This is a genomic window from Gilvimarinus sp. F26214L (assembly GCF_054401055.1).
In genome coordinates this window covers 96,025-115,379 of sequence record NZ_JBTIYG010000011.1, presented here as the reverse complement: position 1 = coordinate 115,379, position 19,355 = coordinate 96,025, and the positions used below count along the sequence as shown (strand labels likewise).

Annotated in this window: 21 protein-coding genes; 6 read left to right on the top strand and 15 right to left on the bottom strand. The window is 59.1% G+C overall.

Features of this window, described 5'->3' with window-relative positions:
- Positions 1 to 69 precede the first annotated feature (69 nt).
- From ACURWW_RS13205 to ACURWW_RS13185, 5 genes are all read right to left on the bottom strand, one after another.
- Positions 70 to 378: a hypothetical protein gene (locus ACURWW_RS13205; protein ID WP_458618498.1), complete on the bottom strand. Its 309-nt coding sequence runs from the start codon at positions 376 to 378 to the stop codon at positions 70 to 72.
- A gap of 51 nt (positions 379 to 429) precedes the next feature.
- Positions 430 to 783, bottom strand: coding sequence for a DUF2513 domain-containing protein (locus ACURWW_RS13200; protein ID WP_458618497.1), 354 nt, complete (start codon positions 781 to 783; stop codon positions 430 to 432).
- Positions 784 to 901: 118 nt separating this feature from the next.
- Positions 902 to 1,117 (bottom strand): GDCCVxC domain-containing (seleno)protein, encoded by a 216-nt coding sequence (locus ACURWW_RS13195; RefSeq protein WP_084638734.1) that lies wholly within the window; start codon positions 1,115 to 1,117, stop codon positions 902 to 904.
- A complete protein-coding gene (locus ACURWW_RS13190; protein WP_103685823.1) occupies positions 1,099 to 1,482 on the bottom strand; it encodes a MerC family mercury resistance protein in 384 nt (127 codons plus the stop codon). The genes ACURWW_RS13195 and ACURWW_RS13190 overlap by 19 nt, the downstream gene beginning before the upstream one ends.
- A gap of 59 nt (positions 1,483 to 1,541) precedes the next feature.
- Positions 1,542 to 1,937 (bottom strand): MerR family transcriptional regulator, encoded by a 396-nt coding sequence (locus ACURWW_RS13185; protein WP_035525842.1) that lies wholly within the window; start codon positions 1,935 to 1,937, stop codon positions 1,542 to 1,544.
- A 436-nt stretch (positions 1,938 to 2,373) separates the two neighbouring features.
- Here ACURWW_RS13185 and ACURWW_RS13180 point away from each other — a divergent pair, with 436 nt between their 5' ends.
- The 3 genes from ACURWW_RS13180 to ACURWW_RS13170 all read left to right on the top strand — a co-directional run bounded on the left by ACURWW_RS13180 (position 2,374) and on the right by ACURWW_RS13170 (position 5,055).
- Complete coding sequence (locus ACURWW_RS13180; protein ID WP_445617455.1) at positions 2,374 to 3,084, top strand: SIMPL domain-containing protein; 711 nt, start codon at positions 2,374 to 2,376, stop codon at positions 3,082 to 3,084.
- A 170-nt stretch (positions 3,085 to 3,254) separates the two neighbouring features.
- Positions 3,255 to 4,433: a PilT/PilU family type 4a pilus ATPase gene (locus tag ACURWW_RS13175; protein WP_445617456.1), complete on the top strand. Its 1,179-nt coding sequence runs from the start codon at positions 3,255 to 3,257 to the stop codon at positions 4,431 to 4,433.
- A 64-nt stretch (positions 4,434 to 4,497) separates the two neighbouring features.
- A complete protein-coding gene (locus tag ACURWW_RS13170) occupies positions 4,498 to 5,055 on the top strand; it encodes a type 1 glutamine amidotransferase domain-containing protein (protein ID WP_445617457.1) in 558 nt (185 codons plus the stop codon).
- A gap of 352 nt (positions 5,056 to 5,407) precedes the next feature.
- Here ACURWW_RS13170 and pqqC read toward each other — a convergent pair whose 3' ends face one another.
- The 5 genes from pqqC to pqqA form a co-directional block, all read right to left on the bottom strand.
- The gene (gene pqqC / locus ACURWW_RS13165) at positions 5,408 to 6,133 is read right to left on the bottom strand and encodes a pyrroloquinoline-quinone synthase PqqC (protein ID WP_445617458.1); all 726 of its coding nucleotides are present in this window, start codon (positions 6,131 to 6,133) and stop codon (positions 5,408 to 5,410) included.
- Between the two features lie 22 nt (positions 6,134 to 6,155).
- On the bottom strand, positions 6,156 to 7,298 hold the full coding sequence (pqqE, locus tag ACURWW_RS13160; RefSeq protein WP_445617459.1) for a pyrroloquinoline quinone biosynthesis protein PqqE: 1,143 nt from the start codon (positions 7,296 to 7,298) through the stop codon (positions 6,156 to 6,158).
- Between the two features lie 50 nt (positions 7,299 to 7,348).
- On the bottom strand, positions 7,349 to 7,624 hold the full coding sequence (pqqD, locus tag ACURWW_RS13155; RefSeq protein WP_445617460.1) for a pyrroloquinoline quinone biosynthesis peptide chaperone PqqD: 276 nt from the start codon (positions 7,622 to 7,624) through the stop codon (positions 7,349 to 7,351).
- Positions 7,625 to 7,650: 26 nt separating this feature from the next.
- On the bottom strand, positions 7,651 to 8,562 hold the full coding sequence (gene pqqB, locus ACURWW_RS13150; RefSeq protein WP_445617461.1) for a pyrroloquinoline quinone biosynthesis protein PqqB: 912 nt from the start codon (positions 8,560 to 8,562) through the stop codon (positions 7,651 to 7,653).
- A 182-nt stretch (positions 8,563 to 8,744) separates the two neighbouring features.
- A complete protein-coding gene (pqqA, locus tag ACURWW_RS13145; protein ID WP_458618499.1) occupies positions 8,745 to 8,816 on the bottom strand; it encodes a pyrroloquinoline quinone precursor peptide PqqA in 72 nt (23 codons plus the stop codon).
- A gap of 234 nt (positions 8,817 to 9,050) precedes the next feature.
- Here pqqA and ACURWW_RS13140 point away from each other — a divergent pair, with 234 nt between their 5' ends.
- Positions 9,051 to 10,487: a hypothetical protein gene (locus ACURWW_RS13140; RefSeq protein ID WP_445617463.1), complete on the top strand. Its 1,437-nt coding sequence runs from the start codon at positions 9,051 to 9,053 to the stop codon at positions 10,485 to 10,487.
- Positions 10,488 to 10,494: 7 nt separating this feature from the next.
- On the opposite strand, the gene ACURWW_RS13135 is transcribed toward ACURWW_RS13140, so the two are convergent.
- Complete coding sequence (locus ACURWW_RS13135; protein WP_445617464.1) at positions 10,495 to 10,782, bottom strand: hypothetical protein; 288 nt, start codon at positions 10,780 to 10,782, stop codon at positions 10,495 to 10,497.
- 139 nt (positions 10,783 to 10,921) lie between these two features.
- Positions 10,922 to 12,235, bottom strand: coding sequence for a cytochrome P450 (locus ACURWW_RS13130; RefSeq protein ID WP_445617465.1), 1,314 nt, complete (start codon positions 12,233 to 12,235; stop codon positions 10,922 to 10,924).
- Positions 12,236 to 12,418: 183 nt separating this feature from the next.
- On the opposite strand from ACURWW_RS13130, the gene ACURWW_RS13125 reads away from it, so the two are divergent.
- Positions 12,419 to 13,600 carry a zinc-dependent alcohol dehydrogenase gene (locus ACURWW_RS13125; protein WP_445617466.1) on the top strand — a complete coding sequence of 394 codons (1,182 nt, stop codon included), beginning with the start codon at positions 12,419 to 12,421 and terminating at the stop codon, positions 13,598 to 13,600.
- Positions 13,601 to 13,626: 26 nt separating this feature from the next.
- Positions 13,627 to 14,481 carry an OB-fold nucleic acid binding domain-containing protein gene (locus tag ACURWW_RS13120; RefSeq protein WP_445617467.1) on the top strand — a complete coding sequence of 285 codons (855 nt, stop codon included), beginning with the start codon at positions 13,627 to 13,629 and terminating at the stop codon, positions 14,479 to 14,481.
- A 63-nt stretch (positions 14,482 to 14,544) separates the two neighbouring features.
- Here the strand turns inward: ACURWW_RS13120 and ACURWW_RS13115 are convergent, their stop codons facing one another.
- The 3 genes from ACURWW_RS13115 to ACURWW_RS13105 form a co-directional block, all read right to left on the bottom strand.
- Positions 14,545 to 15,444, bottom strand: a complete 900-nt coding sequence (locus ACURWW_RS13115) for a cation diffusion facilitator family transporter (protein ID WP_445617468.1) — start codon at positions 15,442 to 15,444, stop codon at positions 14,545 to 14,547.
- Positions 15,445 to 15,553: 109 nt separating this feature from the next.
- The gene (locus tag ACURWW_RS13110) at positions 15,554 to 17,248 is read right to left on the bottom strand and encodes a carbon starvation CstA family protein (protein ID WP_445617469.1); all 1,695 of its coding nucleotides are present in this window, start codon (positions 17,246 to 17,248) and stop codon (positions 15,554 to 15,556) included.
- Positions 17,249 to 17,499: 251 nt separating this feature from the next.
- Positions 17,500 to 19,248: a redoxin domain-containing protein gene (locus ACURWW_RS13105; protein WP_445617470.1), complete on the bottom strand. Its 1,749-nt coding sequence runs from the start codon at positions 19,246 to 19,248 to the stop codon at positions 17,500 to 17,502.
- Positions 19,249 to 19,355: the final 107 nt, after the last annotated feature.

Genomic DNA, 19,355 nt, shown 5'->3' with positions numbered 1-19,355 from the left:
CTTAATAAGGACCACCGGGCTCGTTCAACAATCAGATATGTTGCGGCAAGCGCAACATATCCTTATTTGTTAAATGTATGTCCATGCCGCACCTATAATAAGCAAAACAATTATTGCCACTTGAACTTTGTTTGCTCTACTTTGCCCAGCTTTAGCTTCAGGCGTATCAGTTATCCCCTCTTGATGATCGAACCCTTTCTCATCAAGATCCTCATTGAATATGATGAGGCCATTGACCAAAACAGCGACCATAACCAGCAACGCTGCTGTTAGCCAGTAAAAGCCCGTGAAGTACTGGATGCCCCCACCAACCAGGGAGCATACAGAGACCATTATTGTTACGGACTTTAGGTCAATGTCGGTCATCTGCTTGTACATTTAACGCTCGCAGCAGACGCGCGCTTTTCAGCGTCGTGCTGCCTGCGTTTGTTAATTGCCTATCCCCAACTGCTTCATGACGATGACTGTGAGCACCTGGGACCAAATAGAGAACGACACCTCACCGAGCTTACCGACAACCTCACGCGCTTGCCTCCAGACAGTTTCGTGGTAGGCGTTCTCGATAAACTCATGTCCGGCCCAGGTAAGGTTCATAGGAAGGGCGTGGGGACTACCGTGCGCTTCCTTCGAGACGTCGATTGCTTCGATTAAACCGGCCTGGTCGAGCAGATAGCAGTGATAGCCAATGGCCTCTGAGCTATAGCCTTCAATTTCGAGCTGACGAGTTTGATACCCATGCACGTCGTCATGCATAGCTATAAGGATCTTTCTTACTAAATCCATATCGCGCTTCATAGGCCGACCTTGTGCAATTAACGCCTTGCATGAGGGGCGCAGTTGTAGCGGAGCCCGAAGGGCGTAGCGAAAAGTGCGTCCCACTCCATGCAATTGTTAGATGCCATTACTCGCAACACTTGCCTTCCTGTATTGGAGGGCATTTAATCGTACCAAAGCTACAAAAAACACAACAATCTCCCGCATTTGGTTTTAGGACCCTTTTGCAGGACTCGCAGTCATAGAAATATTGGCATGCGTCAGTTGGCATGGTTTCTGTTTTTTGATGACCACAGTGGGGGCATGTGATTTCCGATTGAAGCACTATGCCTGTGCTACGCATTGATTACACCTCCTAGCTTCCAAAGTGTTCCAAATGGCAGCAACCATCAGCCCAACCAGCGCAGAGTACAGTAGCCATCCCAGTAGCGAAATGTTGTAAACAACCACCAATGCACCAAAGCACACTACGGTTAAGGCTAATGGCCCGTACTTGCCATGTTTCCGAAATGACAGAAACGCGCCGAAAACTGCCAGCAGGCCGAATATTTGCACGATGTACGCAATGTGCTCGGAGTAAGGCAGTAAAGCAGATAAACCGACTGTGCTGGCAACGGAAGCAAGAAACGGAAGGCAGCAAGGAGCCGCAGCGGCTACCGCTGACACACTACTTCCGACACCACCAAAACTTAGAAGGGATTCTTTCATGGCATGAGACCTTGACTATTAAGACACGGTCAGTGTAAATCCCGTACCTAAGTACGGCGTCAATTCTTTTCTTCGATCAGGCTCTCTATGATGGGGCATCCCTCATAAGGCTTGCGATCTTTGCAACTGGCAACGGCTTGCTCCAAGACAGCTTCGATTTTGGCAAGATCATTCAATTTTTCACGCACCAGCAACAACTTCCGGTTAGCTACGCTCTCGACCTCCGCGCAATCGTATGCTGAAAGCTCAAGCAGGGAGGAAATTTCCGACAGCGTGAACCCAAGCGCTTGAGCGCGCTTGATGAAATACAGACGATCACGGTGAGACGTCGAGTAGTGCCGGTTCTCGCCGTATGGGCGCTCCGGAATATCCAGAAGCCCCCGCCGCTGATAGTAACGAACCGTCTCGACCGAAACTCCTGCACTTTTAGCAAGTTCACCTATTCTCATGATCATGGATGGCGTCTAACAGTGATTAGGCCGCCGTCGGTGATATTGCAATAATGCGGACGGCGGTGTATCCCTCTATAAGTGAGTACATTAGCCGGATATTCTCCGGGAAATCAACTGCTTGGTAGACGCGCGATATGCCGTCGGTGTAATCGCTTGACCTCGGTCTTTCCAGGCTCCATTAGAACTGTACGAATAAGCACCTAAAATGGGTGTAGCTGTAGGGGATACGAACAAGATCGTTTGCACCACCACCGGAAGCGACCGTTTCGCTCCGGTATTCGCGATTACCGATACAGCGCCTTCCACCAATAGGGTCTCCCCGCAAGACCGGGATGAACGCTATCGATACGTCCCCCACCGGTCTGGGCGTGATGCCATATCCAGCGACACATCTGGTATCCTCCTCCTGCAGTTGAACGCGCGCGAGGTATCCCAATCCATGAACAGCCCTTCTTCCTTTATTGTCGGTGTTTCCCTGGTGGTCGCGGCGGGCCTGCTCGGCTTCCTCGGCGGCGAGGCCGCGCAGTCCGTCAAGGAGTACGAGCGCAGTGTAACGGTGAAGGGGCTGGCGGAGCGGGAGGTTCCGGCGGATGTGGTGATCTGGCCGATTCTGTTCACCGAGGCGGGTAACGACCTGAACGAGCTCTATTCGGCCATCGAGCGGGGCAGCGCGAATATCCGGGATTTTCTCCTGGACAAGGGCATGCGAGAGAATGAAATTACATTCTCATCACCCTCAATCGTCGACAAGTCCGCTCAACAATACGGCGGCAGCCAGGGGGCCGAGTTCCGCTACGCAGCCACGCAGACCGTAACCGTGTACTCCTCGCGGGTGGATCAGGCGCGGGCCATCATGAGCGAACTGTCGGAGTTGGGCAAGCAGGGTCTGGTGCTGAACAGCGAGGACTACCGCAGCCAGGTGGAATACGTATACACCGGGCTGAACGATATCAAACCCGCCATGATCGAGGAGGCCACCCGGAACGCGCGGGAGGTGGCGACCAAGTTTGCCATGGATTCGGACAGCCGCCTCGGCAAGATCAAGCGTGCCTCCCAGGGTCAGTTTTCCATTTCGCCCCGTGACAAGAACAACCCCCACATCAAGAATGTTCGGGTGGTTTCCACGATCGAATACTATCTCTCCGACTGATTTCGTCCACTTTGACATTAGGCGTGACAGGTAGGCGTTTGGTAGACTTGGCGCCTGATTTTGCATTCTTCCCTTCTTTGTACTTTACTTCCTGACGCACCAATCTCGCTTATTCTCATCAACCGCCCGGTACGCCCCTGGTACACCGGCCCAAGCAGTAAAAAAGCAACATGGATTTTACCGATTACTTGCGAATTCTCGCCAAGCACGATGGTTCTGATCTTTATTTGAGCACCGGGGCGCCGCCCTGCGCAAAATTTCAAGGGGTGCTGAAGCCTCTGGAAAAAACTCCCATGGCGCCTGGCGCCATCGCCGCCATCGCCAATGAGGTCATGGATGCGGAGCAGCGGGAGGAATTTGAGCAGGAACTGGAAATGAACCTGGCTGTGTCCATTCCGCGGGTGGGCCGCTTCCGGATCAATATTTTCAAGCAGCGCAACGAGGTATCCATCGTTGCGCGCAATATTCAGACGGAGATTCCCAACTTCGACGATCTGAAACTGCCGCCGGTCCTCAAGGATGTGATCATGGTCAAGCGGGGCCTGGTCCTGTTTGTGGGCGGCACGGGCTCGGGCAAGTCCACCTCTCTGGCGGCGCTGATCGATCACCGCAACAGCAACAGCGGTGGCCACATCATTACGATTGAGGACCCGGTGGAGTACGTGCACAAGCACAAGAAGTGCATCGTCAACCAGCGGGAGATTGGCGTGGATACCCGTAACTGGCACGCGGCCCTCAAGAACACACTGCGGCAGGCTCCGGATGTGATTCTGATCGGGGAGATTCGCGACCGCGAGACCATGGAGCACGCCCTGGCGTTCGCGGAGACGGGGCATCTGGCCATCTCGACGTTGCACGCGAACAACGCCAACCAGGCGCTGGACCGCATTATCAACTTCTTCCCGGAAGAGCGCCGCCGCCAGCTTCTGATGGATCTCGGCATGAACCTGCAGGCCTTTGTGTCCCAGCGTCTGGTGCCCACGGTGGACGGGAAGCGCTGCGCCGCTGTGGAGATTCTGCTGGGGACCAAGACCATCAAGGAGAAGATCCTCAAAGGCGACCTGGCCAGTATCAAGGAGATCATGGAGAAATCCGAGAACCTGGGAATGCAGACCTTCGACGGAGCGCTGTTCAAACTCTACGAAGAAGGGCGTGTGAGCATGGAGGAAGCCCTGAAGAACGCGGACTCCCCCAACAACCTGCGCCTGCGCATCAAGCTTCGTAAGCAGGACAATGAGGTTGAGGAAGAGGAAGACGAGCAGCAGGAGGCAACCAGCCTCGGCGGCCTGAGCCTGAGCCTGGAACCCGTGGAGGAAGAGGAAGAAGAGGAAGGGACCTCTCTCGGTTAACGCTGGTATACATTCTGCACCCTCCCTCGGCAACATCCATCAGTAAATTGTCGAGGAGGGTTCCATGAGCAATGGACTCACGCAAAAACGTATTGCCATTCTGGCCACAGACGGGTTTGAGCAAAGCGAGCTGGAACAGCCACTGAAGGCCATGCGCGACGCCGGCGCGCAGTGCGAAATTGTCTCGCTGAAGGACGGCGAGATTCAGGGCATGAATCATCATGACAAGGCGGACAAGTTTCCGGTGGATAAAACCCTGGATCAGGTCTCGGCCGACGACTACGATGCGCTGATGCTGCCGGGCGGTGTGGCCAACCCGGACGCGCTGCGCATGTCGGACAAGGCGGTGAATCTCGCCAGCGATTTCTTCCGCCAGCGCAAACCGGTTGCGGCCATCTGCCACGGTCCGTGGTTGCTGGTGGAAGCGGATGTGGTGAAGGGCCGACGCATTACCTCCTGGCCCAGCCTCAAGACGGACCTGCGCAACGCGGGGGCGGAATGGGTGGATGAGGAATGCGTGGTGGACAAGGGTTTGGTTACCAGTCGCAACCCGGGGGACCTGCCGGTCTTCTGCCAGAAGGCCATTGAAGCCTTTGCAGAGCAGCGTTCGGCAGCGGCCTGATGGTGTGGTGTTGGGTTACGGCCTGCGGCCTAACCCAACCTACGGTTGCAGCGCTCGGTATGTAGGTTGGGTTAGCGTAGCGTAACCTACAAAGCTCTGAGTTTGCGGAGTCGCGTGCGGGAGCCTTGATTGAGCGATGTTGGGTTACGGCCTGCGGCCTAACCCAACCTACGGTGTGCCGTTCTCGTGTGTAGGTTGGGTTAGCGCAGCGTAACCCAACAAAGATCTGAGTTTGCGGAGCTGTGTGCGGGAGCCTTGATTGAGCGATGTTGGGTTACGGCCTGCGGCCTAACCCAACCTACGGTGCAGCGTTCCGTGTGTAGGTTGGGTTAGCGCAGCGTAACCCAACACTCTATGAATCGGGGCAGCTGTGAAACGGAGGCTCGTTGTAAACGTAGGCCAGCTGCATCGCGTCGAGCATGGACCACAGAATGTCCAGCTTGAATTGCAGAATGTTCAGGGCATGGTCCTGCTGTTCGCGTGTCTTGAAGTGGTCCAGAGTAATGGCGAGCCCGTGTTCCACATCCCGCCTGGCCTCGCTCAGGCGGCCGCGAAAATAGCTGTAACCTTCCGCGTCGATCCAGGGATAGTGTTCCGGCCAGGTGGATAGCCGATTCTGGTGGATTTCCGGCGCGAACAGCTCGGTCAGCGATGAGCAGGCCGCTTCCTGCCAGCTCGCGCGGCGGGCAAAGTTTACGTAGGCATCACAGGCAAAGCGCACCCCGGGCAACACATGTTGCTGGGAGGTAATCTCCTCACGGCTTAGCCCCACCGCTTCCCCCAGGCGCAGCCAGGCTTCAATTCCCCCTTCTTCGCCCTTGCGGCCGTCGTGATCCAGAATGCGTTGGATCCATTCCCGGCGCACCTCCCGATCTGTGCAATTGGCCAGAATGGCTGCGTCCTTGATGGGAATGGAAACTTGGTAGTAATAACGATTGGCCACCCAGCCCTGAATCTGCTTCTGCGTGCTCTTGCCGGTATTCATGGCCACCTGGAAGGGGTGGTGGATATGATACAGGCGGCCCTTTGCCCGCAGGGCCTGTTCGAATTCGTCGCGGCTTCGTGGGGTTTGGTTCATCTTCTATTCTGCCTTGGGTCGATCAGGATTCTTCGAGCAGTTTCTTCCCGTTCCGCGGGTTGCGAAACACGAGCGGCTGAATGCCGTTGCCTTCCTGTTGTGCGGCGGCTACGGCATCGGTGATCACGTGGTGCTGGGGCGAGAGGCTGCACACCGGGTCGGCGTTGGCTGCATCGCCGGTGAGCAGAAAGGCCTGGCATCGGCAGCCGCCGAGGTCAATTTCGCGCTCCGGGCAGCTTCGGCACGGCTCGCGCATCCACTCCGTACCGCGAAAGCGATTGAACAACTCGGAGTCGCGCCAGATCTCGGCGAGGCTGCTGGTCTTCACGCTGGGTATGGCAAGGCCGGGGATCACATGCGCGCTCTGGCAGGGCAGGACTTCCCCTTTCGGGTTCACGGTTATGAAGGTGGTGCCCCAGCCATTGCTGCATTTTTTCGGGCGGTCGTCGTAGTAGTCGGGCGCTACAAAGAACACGTCCATCTCGTTGGGATGCCGGGCCCGGAATTCATTGGTGACCCGCTCCGCCTCTTCGATCTGCTGCCGGCTCGGCAGCAACTGCTCGCGATTGTGCAGGGCCCAGCCGTAGTACTGGCTGTTGGCCAGCTCCACGAACTCGGCGCCCAGGGCGAGGGCCTGTTCGAGAAAGGGTTCCACCTGGTGGATGTTCTGTCGATGGAGAACAAAATTCAGGCCGAGCGGCAGTTTGTGCTCCGCGACTTTTTTGGCCATGGAGAGTTTGTGTTCAAAGCTGTCGGTGCCACCAAAGCGGGCATTGGACTCGGCGTCGCTGCCCTGAAAACTGATCTGGATATGGCGCAGGCCCGCCTCCTTGAAGGCGCGAATCTTTGCCTCGTCCAATCCGATCGCGGAGGTGATCAGGTTGCAGTAGAAGCCCATATCGTTGGCTTCACGAATCAGGTGCTCCAGGTCGGGCCGCACCAGCGGTTCGCCGCCGGAAAATCCCAGTTGTACTGCCCCAAGCGCCCTGGCCTGACGCATGACGTCCAGCCACTGTTCGGTGGAGAGCTCCTCCTTGCGCGAACTGGGCAACTGCAGGGGGTTGGAGCAGTACGGGCACTGGAGTGGGCAGGCGTAGGTCAGCTCGGCCAGGAGCCACATGGGAATCGGGAGCGAGCTGTGGTCTGAAAATTGGGCTGAGGACATGGGCTTGCCTGTTGGAGGGGCCGGCAACCTGGGGGCAGGTAGTCGGCCTGTCAATCGATGGGCACAATCCAGTGCTGTTCAAGCGCATCCTGCAGGAATTCCCGCACGTCATCGGCCAGATCGGCGTCCGGGAATTCCTTCTGCAACTCCGCCGTGACGGCGGCCAGTGTTGTGGCCGCGGTGCAGCGCTGCATGATCTCCGCGGCGCTTTCGCTCAGCTGAATCAGTCCCTCGGGGTACAGGAGCACTTGGCAATTCTGCGCCGGCTCCCACTGCAGCCGGTAGCGGGGGTTGAGGATAAAACGGGTCGTGTTCAACTCAGTCATTATCGTCCTGTGGCTACAACGCGTGGCTACAACTCGAAGTTCATTCCATCATAGGCCACTTCGACCCCTTGTGCCTCGACAATGCTGCGTTCTTCCGAGTTTTCGTTGAGGATGGGGTTGGTGTTATTGATGTGAATCAAAATCTTCCGTGCCTTCAGGGGCTCCAGCACCTCCAGCATGCCGCCGGCGCCGGATTGGGGCAGGTGGCCCATGTCCGCCGCTTTTTTGTTACCAAGCCCGACCACGGCCATTTCGTCTTCCCGCCAGAAGGTGCCGTCCACCATCAGGCAGTCGGCGGCCTGCATCGCCTCACGAGTGCTGTCGCTGATGTGGCCGAGCCCTGGAGCGTAGAACACCTGTTTGCCGCTGCGTTTATCGCGAATCATCATGCCGATGTTATCCCCCCGGTGGGCTTCATGGCGGTGCGGTGAATAGGGGGGTGCCTTGCCATCCACGGGCAGCGCCGTGAAGCTCAGGCCCTCGACCCCCTCGATATTGAAGGCTTCTCCTTCAAGGGGAATCGGGTGGCGATTGATGCCGCCGTTCCAGTGCTCCAGCAGGGTAAAGATGGGAAAGCCGGTGGTCAGGTCCTGGTAGACGGGGTCGGTGCAATACACCTGGTGGGGGCAACCTTCACGCAGCATGAGCAGGCCCGTGGTGTGGTCGATCTGGCTGTCGAAGAAGACGATTGCCTTGATGCCCGTATCCCGTACCGCCCGGGCGGGCTGCAAAGCGGGAAACGCCGCAAGCTGGGCGAGAATATCCGGGGAGGTGTTGAAGAGCACCCAGTCCTCACCGTTGGGGCTCACTGCAATGGACGACTGGGTCCGCGCGGTTGCCTTGATGCTGTTTTCGCGCAGGCCGCGGCAGTTCGGGCAGTTGCAGTTCCATTGCGGGAAGCCGCCGCCGGCGGCGGCACCGAGTACGTGCACATACATGGACATTCACCTGTGAGTTTCGGCAGAAGTGGGGAAACGCGGGGGCCCTAAACCAGAAACCTCTGAATAAGTGAGGCTTGCCCAACCTATTCAGAGGTTTCCGTCAAAGGATCCAGAACGCCAGCTCCGCAGGAGACCTGGCGTTCGAGAGCCTTGCGCGCCGGAGCGCGCTGGCGATCCGTCTAGCGCTGCTGGAAATACATGGTAATTTCGAAGCCCAGTCGGATTTTGTTGTAAGCGGGTTTAGTCCACATGCTAAGTGCTCCTGTACGTCGATGCATCATTGAGTCATTTTATTTAACGAGATCCTACTGCCTGTCTCGTATATTCCGCTAACCATCACAGCAGTGACAACTCAAGCTACCACGAGTTTTGCGGCAAGTCCCAGTAAATAATTGTGAAGCAAAGTGAGCGCAGGTTCGCGGTTTGCCGGCACGGTGACGCGCGGTTATGCTCCGGGCTCAAGTCCGTCTGATTGCAGATCTTCTATGCGCCGAATCCTGTTCCTCACCCATCGCTACCTGGGCATTGCCCTGGGTCTCGTCATGCTCATGTGGTGCCTCTCCGGCTTTGTGATGATGTACGTGCCCTACCCCAGCTTTGATGACCGTGACGCCGTGACCGGATTACCGGTCCTGGATCTGGGTTCGTGCTGCGAGACCTCGGCAATCCCCTCCCTGAGACTGGTGGACGTGCATCGCTTTACCCTGGAGATGTTGGGCGATCGGCCGGTGGTGCGAATTCAGGCGTCCGGCGGGCAGCAACCGATGCTGGATCTGGTCAGCGGCGAAGTGCTGGACACTGTGGGCCCCGAACGGGCACGAATCGCCGCGGAGGCCTTTGGGCGAAACCGGGGCATCCAGGGCGATCTGGCGTCCATGAGCGAGATAGAGCTGGATCAGTGGACGGTAAGCGCTTACTTCGATTCTGAACGACCGCTCTACAAATTCGCCGCCACGGACCCGCAACGCAGCGAATGGTATATCTCCAGCCGGACCGGCGAGGTTATGCAGCTGACCCAGGGTAGCCAGCGGTTCTGGAATTGGCTGGGAGCGGTTCCCCACTGGCTCTATCCCACTCTGCTGCGGCAGCACGATGATCTTTGGTCCGCAGTGGTGATCTGGCTGTCCCTGGGCGGCGCCTTCCTGACACTGGTAGGCCTGTACATCGGTGTGGTGCAGTTCCGAACCCGGCGCAGCGGTCGCAAGTCTCCCTACCGGGGGATCGCGCTTTGGCATCACTACGCGGGCTTGTTCTTCGGGGTATTTATCCTGACCTGGGTGGCCAGCGGATTCGTCTCCATGAACCCATGGGGCGTCTTCGACTTCGGCGGCGGCGCCGGGGCCCGCCAGCGCCTCCAGGGCGTGCCACTGTACAGCGGGGAACTGGAGCGGTTTCTTCAGGAGCTTCCCGAGGCTCCGCTGCCCGAGGACACAGTACGGGTGGAGGGCTACGCCCTTGGTGGGAAGCTCTATTATCTCGCCCACCGACGCACGGGCGCGCCGGTGCGCTACGAGGGGCGCACCCATCGGGAAGCGCCCCTGGGTGCCGACGAATGGAAACGCCTCGCCGCCACAGCGGCTGGGGGTGCTTCCGTCGCGGAAGCGGGAATGTTGACGGAAGAGGATGCCTATCACTACCAGGGCCATGACTCCGACGGACGGCTCCCCGTGTACCGGGTGATTCTGGCGGATGATTCCAGGACCCATGTTTACCTGGATGCGCAGAGCGGCGAGCTGGTCGCCTGGTTCGATCAACCGCAGAAGGTGTACCGCTGGTTGTTTGCGGGTCTGCACCGGTTGGACTTTCCAGCCTGGCTGCGTGCGCGTCCCGGCTGGGACCTGCTGGTGTGGTTTCTGATGCTGGGGGTGACTGTGAGCACTGCCAGTGGCACCTGGATGGGCCTCAGGCGGTTGCTGCGGTAGGGCGCGGCTAACTCAGGCGGCGCCGTTTTTCGTACAGACTTGCGGCTCTGCCCCAGCACAGGGAAGCCAGTACGATTCCTCCCACCATGAGCAGCTTGTACATGAGCGCCATTTCCCCGCGCGTACAGGTGAACACGTTATCCATCAGCTGAGCATTACCGGCGCCACAGCCATAGCCGGGGCCGGCAATAATGGTCACAAGGTAGATTGCCCCACCCCCGAGTACCAGTTGCAGAACACTGTCCCACGCCTTTTTCTGGAATTCACGCCTGACTATGGCAAACAACTTTCTCACGGTTACCCTCTGGATTTGCAGACTCGCAAATGGAGTAACCAGTATAGAAGGGGCTCACCGCTTTGCCGGAAAGTTTGCGGCGGAGAGTGAAGGGGACCGCAAACGCCGGTACGGCCGCGGGTAAATCCTCAAACGTCTGCTAGTGCCGTACCCGACGGTACTCCGGAAATGGACAGACCTTGGCCCGACTGCGATTACCGCTGTTGAGGACCTTCACCTGTTCCACCACAAAGCCTGCCTCAGGCAGGGCCGGCATCCTGCTCAGGTCGAGCCTCAGGTCCTGATCCGGCACGTGGTATTGCATTTCGTTCACCAGCAGGCGAACACCGGTTTTTATCAGGTCGATGGTGCTCCATTCGCCGGGGCAGCGGTGCCCTTCGTCAAAGCCACCGCCGCCCTGGGGAATAAAGTTGTAAGGACTGCCATTCCAGCTTCTGAAGCGCTCGGGCATAAAGCGCTCCGGGTGTTCCCAGCTGCGTTCGTCGTGGTTGGTTCCGTAAAGGTCCAGAAGCACCCAATCTCCCTTGCCGAAGCGATGGCCGCGCCACTGGAATGGCTGCTGGACCCGCCCGGCAATAAAGGGGAAGAAGGGATAGAAACGCCGCACTTCCTGAACAAAATGGTGGAGGAAGACTTCGTCGCCTGACTCGATGGCTTCCCGGCAGCGGGGATATTCGTGCAGGGCCATGGCGGCAAAGGTCAGGTAGCGGGCCACGGCCACCACCGGGCGCAGCAAATTGAGCAGTTCCACCGCCGCCACTTTGCTGCTCAACAGCTTGCCGTTCTCTCGGTACCAGCTGAACAGATAGAGCGCGGAGGCGGGCGGCGCATCCATCCGGTGGCCCCGCAAATCTTCCACCAGCTTTCGCGCCCACGCTTCCGTGCGCCGGCGCAGCAGCAGGCCGCGCCAGTTTTTCGGGCCTGCGGCCCCGGCGCCGTCGATCATGGCTGCGAATTCCTCGGTCCGCCGTTCCGCCTCGGCTTCGCTGTAGGGTACGCCCACCCAGCGGCAGGCGGCCCGGCAGAGGATGCCCTGAAACTCCCGATGCAGTTCCACCTGCAGTGATTCGCTCCACAGTGGAAGCCGGCGGCGCCATTCGTCTTCCATCAGCAAGTCCAGCCGCCCGATGCTTTCCGGCGTCATGAGCCCCATGAACAAGTGCTTGCGCTGGCGGTGGTCCATTCCCTGGGTGAGTTGCACGCTGCCGCGGTCCTGCAGGGACACCAGTATCGTGGGCGGCATGGCGCCTTGGCGGGTAAAGCGATCCGGGGTGTAGAACATCCGTGCCGCATCCTCCCCCATGGCGCAGACTGCGGGACGCATCAGCAGACGGGTCGCGAAAACATCGGTCTGGTAGCGGCTGCAACGGTTACGGATGAAATTGTAGCCCTCGTTCAGCAATGCCAGGGTGCTGTCGAAAGCCTTGTCCCGGGGAAGGTCCGTCCGCGCCATACTCACTCCGAATCTACAACCACACCGACGGGGCGAACTGCTTGCAATGACGGTGCCGCGCAAAGCCTCCACGGTTCGGGTGGGAATCTTGCACGGGTGGGATTCTTGCAGGAACGACCGCACACCCTTCGTGCCAGCGGGGCACGGACAGGGACGACAGGAACAAGAGCAGGAGGCTCAGGAATGAAAGCACTCACCTGGCATGGCAAGCGGGACGTTCGCTATGAAAACGTGCGCGATCCCATTCTCAAGGAGGATACGGACGCGATCATTCGCGTAACCACCACCGCGATCTGCGGTTCCGACTTGCACCTTTACGAGGTTCTCGGGCCCTTCATGCAGGCGGGCGACGTTCTCGGACACGAGCCCATGGGTATCGTGGAAGAGGTGGGCGCAGGCGTGACCAATCTGAAAGCCGGCGACCGGGTGGTGATTCCCTTCAACATTGCGTGTGGCAGCTGCTACATGTGCGACCAACACCTCTACTCCCAATGTGAGACCACCCAGGTGCACGAATACGGCTGCGGTGCCGCCATCTTTGGCTACTCCAAACTTTACGGCGAGGTCCCGGGCGGTCAGGCGGAATACCTGCGAGTGCCCCAGGCCCACTTCGGACCCATCAAGGTTCCCGAGGGGCCACCGGACGAGCATTTCATTTACCTTGCCGACGTCCTGCCCACCGCCATGCAGGCGGTTGAATACGCCAATATTCCCGAAGGGGGGACCGTGACGGTCCTCGGCCTGGGGCCCATCGGCCAGATGAGCGCCCGCATCGCCCAGGTCAAGGGCGCCCGGGTCTTCGGGGTGGACCTGGTGCCGGAGCGCCTGGAAATGGCGCGGCGCAACAGCATCGAAACGCTCAACCTGAAGGACCACAAGGAGATCGGGGATTCCATTCGCGAACTCACTGACGGGCGTGGTACCGACGCGGTAATCGATGCAGTGGGCATGGAGGCCCATGGCGCCCCCGTGGGAAAACTGGCCCAGCAATTGACGGGCTTCCTCCCGGACGTGCTCGCCAAACCAATGATGCAGCACGCCGGCGTCGACCGGCTGAGCGCGCTGCTCTCGGCCATCGACATCGTGCGCCGGGGCGGCACTATCTCGGTGATCGGGGTGTACGGCGGGCAGATGGACCCCTTACCCATGCTCACACTCTTCGATAAACAGATTCAGTTGCGCATGGGGCAGGCCAATGTGAAACGCTGGATTCCCGAGTTGATGGCTTACGTAAATGATGAGGCGGACCCACTGAACCTGGACGATCTGGCCACCCACGTCTGGCCGCTGGAGCAAGGCCCCAAAGCCTACGAAGCCTTCCAGCATAAAACGGACGGGGCCATCAAGGTACTGCTCAAGCCATGAGGGGCGTCACCATTGGAGGATTAACCATGACTATCAGATCGAAGGCTCCGTTTTTCGCCAGCCTTGCCACGACCGCCGCCCTGCTCGCTGCGTTGCCTGTTCTGGCTCAACAGCCGGATCAGGACGCCGGGGCCCGGTCGGATCAGCAAACCGAGCAATCCGAGCCGAACCCGAGGATGCCGTCGGACCAGCCCCTTGATCGCTTCGAATCTGAAGCGTCCATCACCCTGAAGGGCACCGTGGCCGAAGTGGGCCAGCAGCAATTCACCCTGGATTACGGCAAGGAGCAGATCACCGTCTCCCTCGCAGACTGGAGTTGGAGCGACGATCAGCTCCGTGAGCACCTCAAGCAGGGGCAGGAGGTAACCGTGAGTGGAACGGTGGATGACAGCCTCTTCGAGCGCCGGCAGATCGAAGCGGACAACATCTACGTGGATGCGGAATACGCCTACTACTACCTGGTGGACGAGAACCCTGCCTACGCCGCCGGGAATGGCAGCGGTAGCTCGAGCGGCACCTTTCTTTCGACCCGCGGGCAAGTGAAGGAAGTGGGCGACGGGGAGATTACTCTTGAAAGTGAGGGGAGCACCATCCAGGTGGATCTTTCCGAGCTGGGCTACGACCCTCTGGACGAGGAAGGGACACAAGTGCGTCAGGGGGATCAGGTCTATGTGTTTGGCGACATCGACGAAAATTTTTACGAAACCCGCACCCTCTCGGCGGAATCCCTCGTCACTCTGAGCGAGGCCGGCCAGGTCCGTGAGCAGGAAGAGGGTATCGACCTGCCGCAGTTTGAGCCGGATCGCCCCGACGTACAGGAGCCGGTTCGGCAGCAACCGCCCCAAGCCGGTCCGTCACAGGACCAACCGCCGGAGCAGTAGCCTGACCACCAGCAAATAGCGGCATCTGGATTTACTAAATCAGTAAAACAGGATGCACGCGGTTCAGCGACAGGTGAGCATGCACACACAGCTTGAGTCGAGTTCCTCGACCTGAATCGTTGGGTGCTCGATGTCGAACAACTCATGCAGATCCTGCTGCAGGCGCAGCAGGCGCTCGTTGTCCAGCTGGTGGCCGTCCGTCACCACGTGGACGGTCAGCGCCGTTTCGGTGGTGCTGATGGCCCAGATGTGCAGGTCGTGAAACCCGATGATCCACTCCTGCCTGTTCAGGTGCTCACGCACCGCCGCCAGGTCCACGTTGCGCGGTACTGCGTCCATGGACAAATCCAGCGAATCGCGGAACAAGGTCCAGGAGCTGGCGAAAATCACCAGGGCGATCACCAGACTCGTGGCCGGGTCCAGCCACAGCCAGCCGGTAAACAGGATGACCGCTCCGGCCAGGGCCACACCCAGTGAAATCGCCGCATCAGCGGCCATGTGAACAAAGGCGGCGCGAATGTTGAGGTCCCGTTTGCGATCCGCCAGGAACAGCAGGGCCGTCGCCGTATTGATCACCACGCCCACGGCGGCGACGATAATGACGGTCCGCCCAGCAATGGGGGCCGGCTGAAAAAAACGCTCGATCGCTTCCCAGGCAATTGCCCCCAGGGCCACCAGGAGCAAGGCAGTACTGAGCGCTGATGCCATGATGGTGGAGCGCTTCATGCCGTAGGTTCGCTTGTCCGTTGGCGGCCGGGACGCCAGGTAGGTAGCGCCCCAGGCGATCAGCAACGCGAACACATCACTCAGGTTGTGGCCCGCGTCCGCCAGCAGGGCGAGTGAATCCGCCAACAGTCCGTACACCACCTCCACAGCCACAAAGACCACATTCAGGGCTACGCCAATGGCGAAGGCGCGATTGTAGGAGGCGGGTGCATGGGAGTGGGAGTGACCGTGGCCCATAAAGCCTCAATCAGATAGAAAGGTTATGGGGAGCGACAATGCGCCCCGCGCATCCGCGGGGCGAAGGATAGCAAATGTGGCTGGCCTGTTGGCCAGCCGATCGACGCGATCAGGTCCCGCTGGATGCAGGCGCGGTTGCGCGGGTCTCGCGCTTGAGCTTGAGGATGACGGATACCGCTTCGAGCATTACCAGCACGCTCACGGCCAGAACAATAAAGTCCAGCGCCACCAGCAGGTAATTGCCCTGATTGTAGAACGACACCAACTGTATCAGGCCGGCGGCAAAGGACGCGGCCAGCACGAAGACCATGGGAATCAGCGTGACGTAGGCCCGGCGCCCCAGTTTCATCAGCAGAATGGAGACCACCAGCAGTGTAAGGCTTGCCAGAATCTGGTTGGTGGCGCCGAACAGGGGCCAGATGATCATGCCGCCCTGGCCGGACGATCCGCCGGCTCCGAAGGCCAGCAGAAGGCAGGCTCCCACCGCGACGGCGGTAGCCGCCACGCCGGACCGGAACGCCTTGATGCCGTAGATGTCGCCCCATTCCTGGATGATGTAGCGCTGCAGGCGCACACCGGAATCCATGGTGGTGCCGGCAAACAGGGCCACCATGGTGGCCAGCAGAACCTGCGCGAAAACCTCGGACATGCCCCAGGCGGACGCGATCATGGCGGCACCGCCGGCCACGAAGGCAGGCGCCCCACCGTCCTGAAAGCGCGCGTACATGGAATGCCACTGGTCCGGACTGGCGGCATAGGCCACAGAGCAGACCGCGACAATGGTAATGAGGGCCAGCGACCCCTCTCCCACCGCGCCCAGATAACCGACAAAGCGGGCGTCGGTCTCCTTGTCCAGCTGCTTGGAGCTGGTGCCGGAGGACACGATGCCGTGGAAACCCGAGATGGCACCACAGGCGATGGTCACGAAAAGCAGGGGGAAGATGCTGGGGGTGCCTTCGGCGGTCTGCTGGTTGAAGGCCGGAGCCACCATGTCCGGCACGGTCAGGAATACGGCACCGTACAGCAGCACCAGCCCGACTATAAGTTGCATGCCGTTAATGAAATCCCGGGGCTGCAGGAGCATCCACACCGGCAGCATGGAGGCGATAGCGGCGTAGACAAAGAGGATGATGATCCAGTTGGCGTTGGCGTTCAGCCCGAACATCGTCTCCGGCAGGCTCAGCTCCACGAAGGTGCCCATCCATATGGACAGATACAGCACCGCGACACCGACTGCGGTCAACAACAGCAAGCTGAAGTTGCGGCGCAGCAGCTGGCCGATGACCAGCGCCACCACGATTGCCATCCAGGCCGGGAAAACCGAGCCCGGTGTCCCCACGAAACCGTTGGAAATAACCACCGCGAATACGGCGTTGACCATCAGCAGCAGGAGGAACACAACCACCAGAAACAGCGAGCGCGTGCGTTTTCCAATCACCGACTCGGACAATGCCCCGATGGACTTGCCCTTGTGGCGAACGCTGGCCCACAGCGCGCCCATGTCATGCACCCCGGCGAAAAAGATCGTCCCCAGCACCACCCAGAGCAGCGCGGGCGCCCAGCCCCAGTAAACAGCAATGGCGGGCCCCACGATGGGCGCTGCGCCCGCGACAGATGTGAAGTGATGTCCCCAAAGCACGAACTTGTTGGTAGGCACATAGTCCACGCCGTCCTTCAATTCATGAGCTGGTGTCTGAAACTCCGGATCGAGTCGATAAATCTTACTTGCAACAAACTTGGAATAGACAAACCAGCCAAAGCACATGCCGGCAATGCCAAACAGGACGATGAGTACTGAATGCATGGGGGAGGTCCTATAGTTCAGTGGTCGTTATTATCAGCGGACAAGAAGCCAGTGGACAAAAGTCGATGGACAAACGCCTGGCGGCTTCCACTACAGCGTACAGTGACACTGAAGTCCTCCATCATACAAATTCCCCCACAGCGCATCAACGAGCGCGCTGGCAAACGAAAGGAAAGGTAAAGACGCGGGACGGCCTCGACGAAAAAGGGGCCGACATGGTGCCGGCCCCTTGATCTGTTACTGCCTGCCAATCAATTGCTGCTGAGCTGCTGCGCCTGGTTGGCGTTGTCTTCCAGGTTGGTGTAGGTGAAATAGCCGATGAACATTTCATCCCAGCTTTGCGCCCCGCCCTTCACCACGGTGCTCGGATCCGGGTTGCCGGGGTTGTACTGTGAATTGTCAAACACGCCATCGGTAACGACCCGGGTGCCGGCAGGCAGCATGATGGGTTTGCTCAGCCGATAGGTGGGCTGCCACGCGAAATTGTAGTTCGGTACATTCATCAGGGTTTCGCGACGTCCGTCCGGGTAGATCGCGCTGAACTTGAAGGCCTTGCCACGATAATGCATGTGAGGCCGCATGGCGTAAAGCATGGTGTCGTGCTCGAACACGTGTTGGAAGTTCATTCTGTGTTCCCTTGCCCCGGGCGGGATCACCAGCGCTGTGCCACCATGGGAAATGGGCTTGGTCAGGAACTTGTAATCCGGCTTCTTCTCGTGGAAGTAGAGACCAATGCGTGTTGCATCCACCACAGCCTTGCCGAAGGTGGTGTAGTGCATCTGCATGGTGAGGTTGTAGCCTTTCGGGACGAATACGCCGGTGTTTTCGGGGAACACTGTGGCGTCGGTTTTACCGGGTGCATAGCCTTCCAGGAAGTCCCGCACGTTCTCTTCGCTCATCACCTCGTTCTCGCTTTCCGGGGAGGTGATGTAGGCGAGAAGGTGGTGCAGAACGCGGTCGTCGCCGGGAATGAACTGTACTGCCCGCACGTACATGTCCTTGTCGAAGTCCAGGTTGATCACGTGGTTGAAGTAGTCGAGAACACCGGTGGCGGGAATCTCGGTGGGGGGTACGTCAACGATCATGTCGGGCTCGCCCAGTTGCCATTCCGCCTCGATGGGTTGAACAGCATGCAGGGGGTCGCTCTTGCTTTTGCCACGCGGAGCGCCCGCGTCGATCCAGTGAATCAGCGTTTGCTGATCTTCCACGGACAGATAGTTGGCATTGGTAAAATGATTGATGGTGGGGTCAACCTGCGCCGGTGGCATTCGTTTGGTCATGATGGTTTCGCGCATCATCGGTGCCCAGCCGCGAATCATCTCATAGCTGTTCATGGCGAACGGGCCGATGCCCCCTTCCACGTGACAGCGCGCGCAGTTCTCCTTGAGGATTGGCGCCACGTCTCGGGCGTAGTCCGGCACCTTGCTGGCATGCATCTCCCGAACCGGGAAGGACAGATCGCAGCTTTCGGCGGTAACCTCTTCCACGACCGTATCCATGTCGCTGTGTTTACCTGCAACCACGGCAGCCAGTGCATCGGCGAGCGGAGTGTGGGGCTCGGGAGCGTCTGCATCACGGCGGCGGGGAACCGGCTTGTCTAGGGGGCCGCGAAAGACCAGTTGCAGCGTTCTGGGATCGATCACCAGTATCTCGCCGGCTTTGCCGATGTCGAGCGTTTCCGCAACAAGCTGACTTGCATCGTGCATGATGGGGAAGTCGATGTCGTAAGTGCTTGCGGTTTTGCGGATTGTTTCGAGGTTGTCCTCGGCGGAGGAGTTGAGCATCAGGAACTTGACGCCCTGAGGTTCCCAGGTGGTGCGCAGCCACTTGTACTTGTGCAGCATCTCGATGTTCTGGGGGCAGCTGCTCGCCTGGGAGATAATGACTACAGCGCTGTGATAGCCCAGCCGGGTAATCTGATGCTGATCGCCTTGATGGTCGATCAGGCCAAAATCCCGGATCTTGGTGGGCGCCGCCGACGCGTTGAATGCAAGCATCATCGATGACGCCGCCGCGACCGATGCGCATGCAGTTCTTAGCCAAGCTTTACGTTTCATAACCAAACTCCTCCGACCGGAATGGATCCTCGATAGCGTGTGACCCACAA